The 8,339-nt window shown below is 75.8% G+C and carries 1 protein-coding gene; it reads right to left on the reverse strand.

Annotation, left to right across the window (positions count from 1 at the left end):
• Positions 1–126: 126 nt before the first annotated feature.
• Positions 127–8,325, reverse strand: coding sequence for a type I polyketide synthase (locus tag ACZ573_RS38175; RefSeq protein ID WP_471313496.1), 8,199 nt, complete (start codon positions 8,323–8,325; stop codon positions 127–129).
• Between the last annotated feature and the right edge of the window lie 14 nt (positions 8,326–8,339).

The raw sequence follows: 8,339 nt of genomic DNA on the forward strand, positions 1-8,339 counted from the left end.
GCTCGTGTACACCCTTTGATTGTCTTCTTTCCCCCCCCCCCCCCACCCCCCCCCCCCCCCCCCCCCCCCCCCCCCCCCCCACCCCCCCCGGGCCCCGGGCCTTCGTACGTCGTCCGCCACCGGGACTCAGTCCCGGGCGGCGTCCTCCTCGGGCAGGCCGCGCAGGATGTGCCGGGCCAGCAGATCGGGGGTGCTGTGGTCGAAGACGGCGCCCGACTCCAGCCACACCCCGGTCTCCGTGTTCAAGGCCGAGCGCAGTTCCATCGCGGTCAGCGAGTCGAAGCCCGTGTCCAGGAACTCCCGGTCCGGCAGCACGGCCTCCGGATCGTCGTGCCCGAGCAGCCGCGCCGCCTGCTCCGTCACCAGCTCCAGCACGATCCGCTGCCGCTCGCCCGCCGTCCGGCCGGCCAGCCGGCGACGCAGGCCGTCCGGGTCCGCCTGGCGCACCGCTGCGGAGGCCGCGCTGCGGCGGACCGGCGCCACGAGCTCGCTCAGGAAGTGCGGCACCTCCTGCGCCGTGCCCGGACCCGCTCCGTCGAGGCCGAGCTTGGTCAGCAGCAGGAGCGGTTCGGTGCGGCGGGAGGCCGCGGAGAACAGCGCCAGGCCCTCTTGCGTGGACAGCGTGCTCATACCGGCGCGGGCGATCCGCGCCCGGTAGGAGTCGCTCATCTCCCGGGTCAGGCCGGTCGGCTGCTCCCACAGTCCGAAGGCCAGCGACTGCGCCGGCAGGCCCTGGTCCCTGCGGTGCGCGGCGAGCCCGTCCAGGAAGGCGTTGGCCGCCGCGTAGTTGGCCTGGCCGGGCGAGCCGAGCGGGCCCGCCGCGGAGGAGAACAGGACGAACGCCGTGAGCGGGAGGTCCCGGGTCAGCGCGTCCAGGTTCAGTGCCGAGTCCACCTTGGGCCGCAGCACCGTGTCGAGCTGGGCCGGGGTGAGGGAGGTCAGGATCCCGTCGTCCAGCACGCCGGCCGCGTGCACGACGCCGGTCAGCGGGTGTTCCCCCGGTACGGAGGCGAGCAGGGCGGCGAGGGCCTCCCGGTCAGCCGTGTCGCAGGCGGCCACGGTGACCCGTGCGCCCAGCCCGGTCAGTTCGGCGGCCAGTTCGTCCGCACCGGGCGCAGCCGAGCCGCTGCGGCTGACCAGCAGCAGGTGGCGTACGCCTTCCTCGGCGACCAGGTGCCGGGCGACCAGAGCACCCAGCACACCGGTGGCTCCGGTGACCAGGACGGTGCCCTCGGCGCCGAACGTGCTGCTCGGCGTCTGCCCGCCCGCCGTCGGGCGGCCCAGGCGCATGCCGTAGGCCGTGCCGGAACGGACCACCAGCTGCGGTTCGCCGCGGGTGCCCACCGCCTGGGGCAGGGCCCGCAGGGACGCCTCCTCCTCGTCGAGGTCGACGAGGACGAAGCGGCCGGGGTGTTCCGACTGCGCGCCGCGCACCAGCCCGGCGACCGCCGCGCCCGCGAGGTCGCGTACGTCCCCGTCGGCGGTGACGACGGCCCTGCGGGTCAGGACGACCAGGGTGGCGTCGGCGCTGCGCGCGTCGGCCAGCCACAGCTGGAGGGCGGCCAGGACCCGGTGGGTGGCCGCGGCCACCGCGCCGGCGTCGCCGGGGAGTCCGGCGTCCGGGGACACCGTGTCGAGCACGGCGATCCGGGGCGCCGGCTCCGCGGCCGCGAGCAGGGCGGCCAGGTCCGGGTGGGCCGTCGCGGTGCGGCCCGCCGCCCCGACGGCGGCGACGAGGCCCGCCGTGTCGGGGCCCACCACCGCCCAGGGGCCTTCGGGTGCCGTGTCCGGAGCCAGGGGGGCCCAGTTCACGGCGAGCATCGCGTCGGCCGGCAGGGCGGCCGCCGCCTGCGCGGCGGCGAGCTGCTCGACGGGGATCTCCCGCAGCGCGAGGCTGCGTACGGAGAGCACCGGCGAGCCGGTCACGTCCGCGACGTCGAGGGCCACGCCGTCCGGACCGGGCCGCAGCCGGACCCGTACGGTCTGGGCGCCGGCCGCGTAGAGCTCCACGTCGGTCCAGACGAACGGGAGCCCCGCCCCCCGGTCGTCCGCGCGCAGCCCGATGGTGTGCAGGGCGGCGTCGAGCAGGGCTGGGTGGACCCCGAAGCGCCGGGCGGCGCCGCGGGCGGAGTCGTCGAGGGTGATCTCGGCGTGGACCTCGTCGCCGAGGCGCCACGCGGACCGCAGGCCCCGGAAGGCCGGACCGTACCCGAGGCCGTCGGCCGCGAGCCGCTCGTAGAACCCTTCGAGGTCCACGGGTTCGGCGCCGGCGGGCGGCCAGGCGGCGAGGTCGAAGCCGGCCGGTGCCCCGCCGGGTGCGAGCACGCCGCGGGCGTGCCGGGTCCAGCCCACGCCGCGGGCCGCTTCCGTGGGCCGCGCGTGGATGCTCACGGGCCGCAGTCCGCCGCTGCCCGGCTCGCCCACGGTGACCTGGACGCGTACCGAGCCTTCCGCGGGGACGACCAGGGGCGCCTCCATGACGAGTTCCTTGAGCAGGCCGTACCCGAAGCGGTCGCCCGCCCGGATCGCCAGCTCGACGAAGCCTGCGCCGGGGAAGAGCACGACGCCGCCGACGGTGTGCTCGGCCAGCCAGGGCTGGGCCGCGAGCGAGAGCCGTCCGGTGGACACCGCCCCGTCGGAGTCGGCCAGTTCCAGGGAGGCGCCGAGCAGGGGGTGCCCGTCGGTCTCCAGACCCGCCCCGGACACGTCACCGGTGGGCCGCGGCGGCACTTCGAGCCAGTACCGCTTGTGGTCGAAGGCGTACGGGGGCAGCTGGACCTTGCGGGCGCCGCGCCCCGCGTACACCTTCTCCCAGTCGACGGCCACGCCGTGCGCGCCGAGCGCGGCCACGGCGGCCACCAGGCTCTCGGCCTCGGGCCGGTCGCGGCGCAGGAGAGGCTCCAGCGCCATGGTGTCGGCGGCGTCCCCGAGGGCGATGCGCGCCATGCCGGTCAGTACCCCGGCCGGTCCGAGCTCGACGAACCGGGTGACGCCGGCGGCCTCCGCATGGCGCAGGCCGTCGTGGAAGCGCACGGCATCGCGGGCGTGGCGTACCCAGTGGTCGGGCGAGGCCAGTTCCTCGGCGGTGGCCGGGAGGCCGGTCACGTTGGAGATGACCGGGATGGCCGGTGCGGCGAAGGTCAGGCCTTCTGCCACCTCGCGGAACTCCTCCAGCATCGGATCCATCAGCGGCGAGTGGAAGGCGCGTCGCACGGCGAGCCGGCGGGTGCGGTGACCGTCCCTCTCCAGCCGGGCGGCGATCTCCAGGACCGCGTCCTCGGAGCCCGAGACCACCACGGAGCGCGGCCCGTTGACGGCGGCGACGGACACCTCGCCCGCGTGTTCCGCGATCAGGGGGGCGACCTCTTGCTCCGAGGCGGTGACGGCGACCATCGCGCCGCCGGCGGGGAGTTCCTGCATCAGGGCGCCGCGGGCGGCGACCAGCTCGCAGGCGTCGGTGAGGGACAGGACGCCGGCGACGTGCGCGGCGGCGAGTTCGCCGACCGAGTGCCCGAGCAGGAAGTCCGGCCGCAGGCCCCAGGACTGGAGCAGGCGGAACTGGGCCACTTCCACGGCGAACAGCGCCGCCTGGGTGAAGGAGGTCCGCTCCAGCAGGCTGGCGGCCGTGCTGCCCTCCTCGGCGAACATCACCTCCTTGAGCGGCCGGTCCAGGTGCTCGTCGAGCTTGGCGCAGACGGCGTCGAGGACGGTGGCGAAGGTCCCGAAGGCCTCGTAGAGCCCGCGTCCCATACCGGGGCGCTGGGCGCCCTGGCCGGTGAACAGGAACGCGGTGCGGCCGGTGGTGCGGGCGGCGCCGCGCAGCACACCCGGGGCGGGCGCGTCAGCGGCCAGGGCCCGCAGTCCCTCGGCGAGTTCGTCGCGGTCCGCGCCGAGTACGAGAGCACGGTGCTCGAAGGGGGTGCGGAAGGTGGCGAGGGACCGGCCGATGTCGAGCGCGGACAGGTCCGGGTGCCCGGTCACGTGGGACAGGACCCGCCGGGCCTGGGTGCGCAGTCCGCCCTTGGTGCGGGCGGAGATCAGCCAGGGCAGGGACGCGGTGTCGCGGGAGATGACCTCGGCCGGCTCCGGGACCTCGGGGGCGGCGACGTCCGTTCCCGGCTGCTCCAGGATCACGTGCGCGTTGGTGCCGCTGAGACCGAAGGCGGACACGGCGGCGCGGCGCGGCCGGGCCCCGGCGGGCCAGTCCCGCGTCTGCGTCAGCAGCCGGACGTTGCCCGTGGACCAGTCCACGTGCTTCGAGGGCTCGCCGACGTGGAGGGTGCGCGGCAGCTGCCCGTGGCGCATCGCCATGACCATCTTGATGACGCCGGCAACACCGGCCGCGGCCTGCGAGTGCCCGATGTTGGACTTGACCGAGCCGAGCCACAGCGGACGGTCGTCCGGGCGGCCCTGTCCGTAGGTGGCCAGCAGTGCCTGGGCCTCGATCGGGTCCCCGAGGGTGGTGCCGGTGCCGTGCGCCTCGACGGCGTCGACGTCGGCGGTCTCCAGGCCGGCGAGGGCCAGCGCGCGCTGGATGAGCCGTTGCTGGGAGGGGCCGTTGGGGGCGGTGAGGCCGTTGCTCGCGCCGTCCTGGTTGACGGTGCTGGAGCGCAGTACGGCGAGTACCTCGTGGCCCGCGCGGACGGCGTCGGAGAGCCGCTCGACGACGACCACGCCCACACCCTCGGACCAGGTGGTGCCGTCGGCGTCGTCGGAGAAGGCCTTGCAGCGGCCGTCCCGGGCGAGACCGCCCTGCCGGCTGAACTCGACGAACGGCTCGGGCGTCGCCATCACCGTCACGCCGCCGGCCAGCGCCAGATCGCATTCGCCCTGGCGCAGGGCCTGGGCGGCCAGGTGCAGGGCGACGAGCGAGGAGGAGCAGGCCGTGTCGACGGTGACGGCGGGGCCTTCGAGGCCGAGAGCGTAGGACACGCGGCCGGAGACCACGCTGCCCTGGGCGATGCCCACGGAGGCGTGCTCGCGCGCGGGGTCGTCGTCGTCCTGGTCGGCCGCGTCGAACACGCCCGATCCGTAGTCGTTCTGGAACGCGCCGGCGAAGACGCCCGTACGGCTGCCCTTGAGCGCGACGGGATCGAGACCGGAGCGCTCCAGCGCCTCCCATGAGGCTTCGAGCATGAGGCGCTGTTGCGGGTCGATGAGGACCGCCTCGTTCGGGGAGAGCCCGAAGAAGCCGGCGTCGAAGTCCGGTGCGCCCGCGAGGAATCCGCCCTCCAGGGCGCAGTCGGCGCCCGACGCCCGGTCGACCAGGCCCACGGTCTGCCAGCCGCGGTTCTCGGGGAACGGCGAGATGCCGTCGACGCCGTCGGCGACCAGCCGCCACAGGTCTTCGGGGGATTCGACACCGCCGGGGTAGCGGCAGCTCATGCCGACGATCACGATGGGGTCGTCGGCACCGCCGCCGGCCGGGCGGACGGGGACGGCCGGGGCCGGGGCCTCCAGGCTGCCCAGGATCTTCTCGTACAGGAACTTGGCGAGGGTGTCGGGGGTCGGGTGGTCGAACACCAGCGTCGCGGGAAGCTCGATGCCGGTGGCCGCCCCGAGGCCGTTGCGCAGTTCGACGGCGGTCAGCGAGTCGAAGCCGAGGTCCTGGAAGGTCCGGTCGGGTTCGATCGCCTCGCCCGAACCGTGGCCCAGTACGGCGGCCGCCTGGGCCCGGACGACCTCGTCCAGGGTGCGGCGGCGTTCGTCCTCGTCGAGCCCGCTGAGCCTGCGGCGCAGCACGTCGATTCCGGAGTCCTTGCCCACGCTCTCCCGGCGGACGGCCGGGACCAGCCCGCGCAGTACGTCGGGGACCGCCTCGCCCTGCGCCCGCAGGGCGGGCAGGTCCAGGCGGACGGGGACGGCCACCGGAAGGGGGCCCGTCCACAGGGCGTCGAACAGGGCCAGGCCCTCCTCGTTGCCGAGGGACAGGACACCGCCGCGGCCGCGGCGGGCGCCGGCGCCGGCGTCGGCCCCCGTACGACCGTCCTGCATGCCTCCGGCCTGCTCCCACTGGCCCCAGGCCAGGGAGACGCCGGGGAGCCCCGCGGCGGCGCGCCGGGTGGCCAGGGCGTCGAGGAAGGCGTTGGCGGCCGCGTAGTTGGCCTGGCCCGGTGCGCCCAGGACGCCCGCGGCCGAGGAGAACAGCACGAAGGCGGACAGGTCCAGGTCCCGGGTCAGTTCGTGCAGGTTGAGGGCGGCGTCGGCCTTCGGACGCAGTACGCGGTCCAGGCGCTCGGGGGTCAGCGAGGCGAGCACCCCGTCGTCGAGGACGCCCGCCGCGTGGATGACCGCGCTGAGCGGCCGGTCGGCCGGAATCCCGTCCAGGACCGCCGCCAGTGCGGCCCGGTCGGCGGTGTCGCAGGCGAGGAGGGACGCGTTCGCGCCGGCGTCGGTCAGCTCCTCCAGCAGGGCGGCAGCGCCGGGGGCTCCGCTGCCCTGGCGGCTGAGCAGGACCAGGTCCCGCACGCCGTGCCGGTCGACGAGGTGGCGGGCGATCAGCGCGCCCAGGGCGCCCGTCGCGCCGGTGATCAGGACGGTGCCGCCGGCGGCGGCGCTTTCCGCTGCGGCCTCGGCGGCCGGGGTGGGACGGCTCAGCCGGGGAACCAGGGCCTCGGAGCCGCGCAGGACGATCTGCGACTCGTCCGACGCCAGGACGGACGGCAGCAGCGCGGCCACGTCGGCGGTTTCGTCGGTGTCCACCAGTCGGATCCGCCCGGGGTGCTCGGACTGCGCGGACCGGACCAGACCCCATACGGCGGCGCCCGCCAGGTTCGCGGGGGCCTCGCCGGACGCGGCCACCGCCCCCCGGGTGTGGACCACCAGGGTGGCCGCCCGGAGCTCCTCGTCCGCGGCCCACGACTGGAGCGCACCGAGGATGTGGTGGGTGGCGGCACGGACGGCCTCGGCGTCCGCGCCGTCCCCCGCGCGCAGCAGCAGCGCGTCGGGGGTGCCGTCCGCGGTGGGCTCCGCGTCGAAGGCGGCCACGCGGGCCGGGCGCGGTGCCGCGGGCAGCTCGCAGGGCTCCAGGGTGAGATGGAAGAGGGAGTCCCGCAGTCCCTGGGCACCGGACTGGGCGGCGAGCTGGTCGGCGGAGATCTCCCGCAGGGTCAGCGCGCCGACCGAGGCCACCGGCTGCCCCGCATGATCGGCGATGGCCAGCGACACGCGGTCGCCGCCCTGCGGGCTCACGCGGATGCGCAGCCGGTCCGCGCCCGAGGCGTACAGCTCCACGCCGGCCCAGGCGAAGGGGACGGCGGTGCCGCCGGCCGCGGTGCCGCGCAGGCCGATGGTGTGCAGGGCCGCGTCCAGGAGGGCCGGGTGGAGGCCGAACCGGTCGGCGTCCGCCCGGGCCTTCTCGGAGAGTTCGATCTCGGCGTAGAGGTCCTCACCGTGGCGCCAGGCGGCGCGCAGGCCCTGGAAGACCGGCCCGTAGACGAGGTCGCCGTCGGCCAGCCGCTCGTAGAAGCCGTCGAGGTCGACGGGCTGCGCCTGCTGGGGCGGCCACTGGGCGAAGTCGTACGAGGGCCTGGGGCCGGCGGGCGCCAGGAAGCCGCTCGCGTGACGGATCCAGACCGCGTCGGTGACCTCTTCGGTGGCCGGGCTGGAGTAGACGGCGACCGGTCGGCGGCCGGAGGCGTCCGGGGCGTCGACCGCCACCTGCACCACGATTCCGCCGCGCTCCGGCAGCACCAGCGGTGCTTCCAGGGTCAGTTCCTCGACGCGGCCGGAGCCGGTCTCGTCCCCGGCCCGTACGGCCATCTCCACGAGGGCGGTTCCGGGGAGCAGCACCTGGCCGAACACGGTGTGCTCGCCCAGCCAGGGATGGGTGTCCGTGGACAGCCGGCCGGTGAGCAGCACTCCGCCGGTGGCGGGGGCGCTCAGGGCGGCGCCCAGCAGCGGGTGTTCGGGGTCGATGAGGCCGGCGGCGCCGACGTCGCCGGTGCTCTGCTCGTGCAGCCAGTAGGTGCGCCGCTGGAAGGGGTAGGTCGGGAGGTCGACGGGACGGGACGGGCGGGGGCCGTAGTAGGCCGCCCAGTCCGGGCCGGCGCCGTGCACGTGGAGCTGTCCGAGCAGGGCGGCGATCGCGGTCGCCTCGCCGCGGCCCTTGCGCAGGGCCGGGATCAGCGTCGCGCGTTCGGGCTTGGCCAGGCTGCCGGCGCCGAGTGCGCTGAGGACGCCGTCGGGTCCCAGTTCGGCGAAGACGGTGACGCCCTCCGTCTCCAGGGCGCGGATGCCGTCACTGAAACGGACGGCCTCACGGACATGACGCACCCAGTAGTCAGGCGTGCACAGTTCCCCGCCGTCCGCGACAGCACCGGTCACGTTCGACACCACCG

Source organism: Streptomyces sp. NPDC040545, assembly GCF_055595065.1.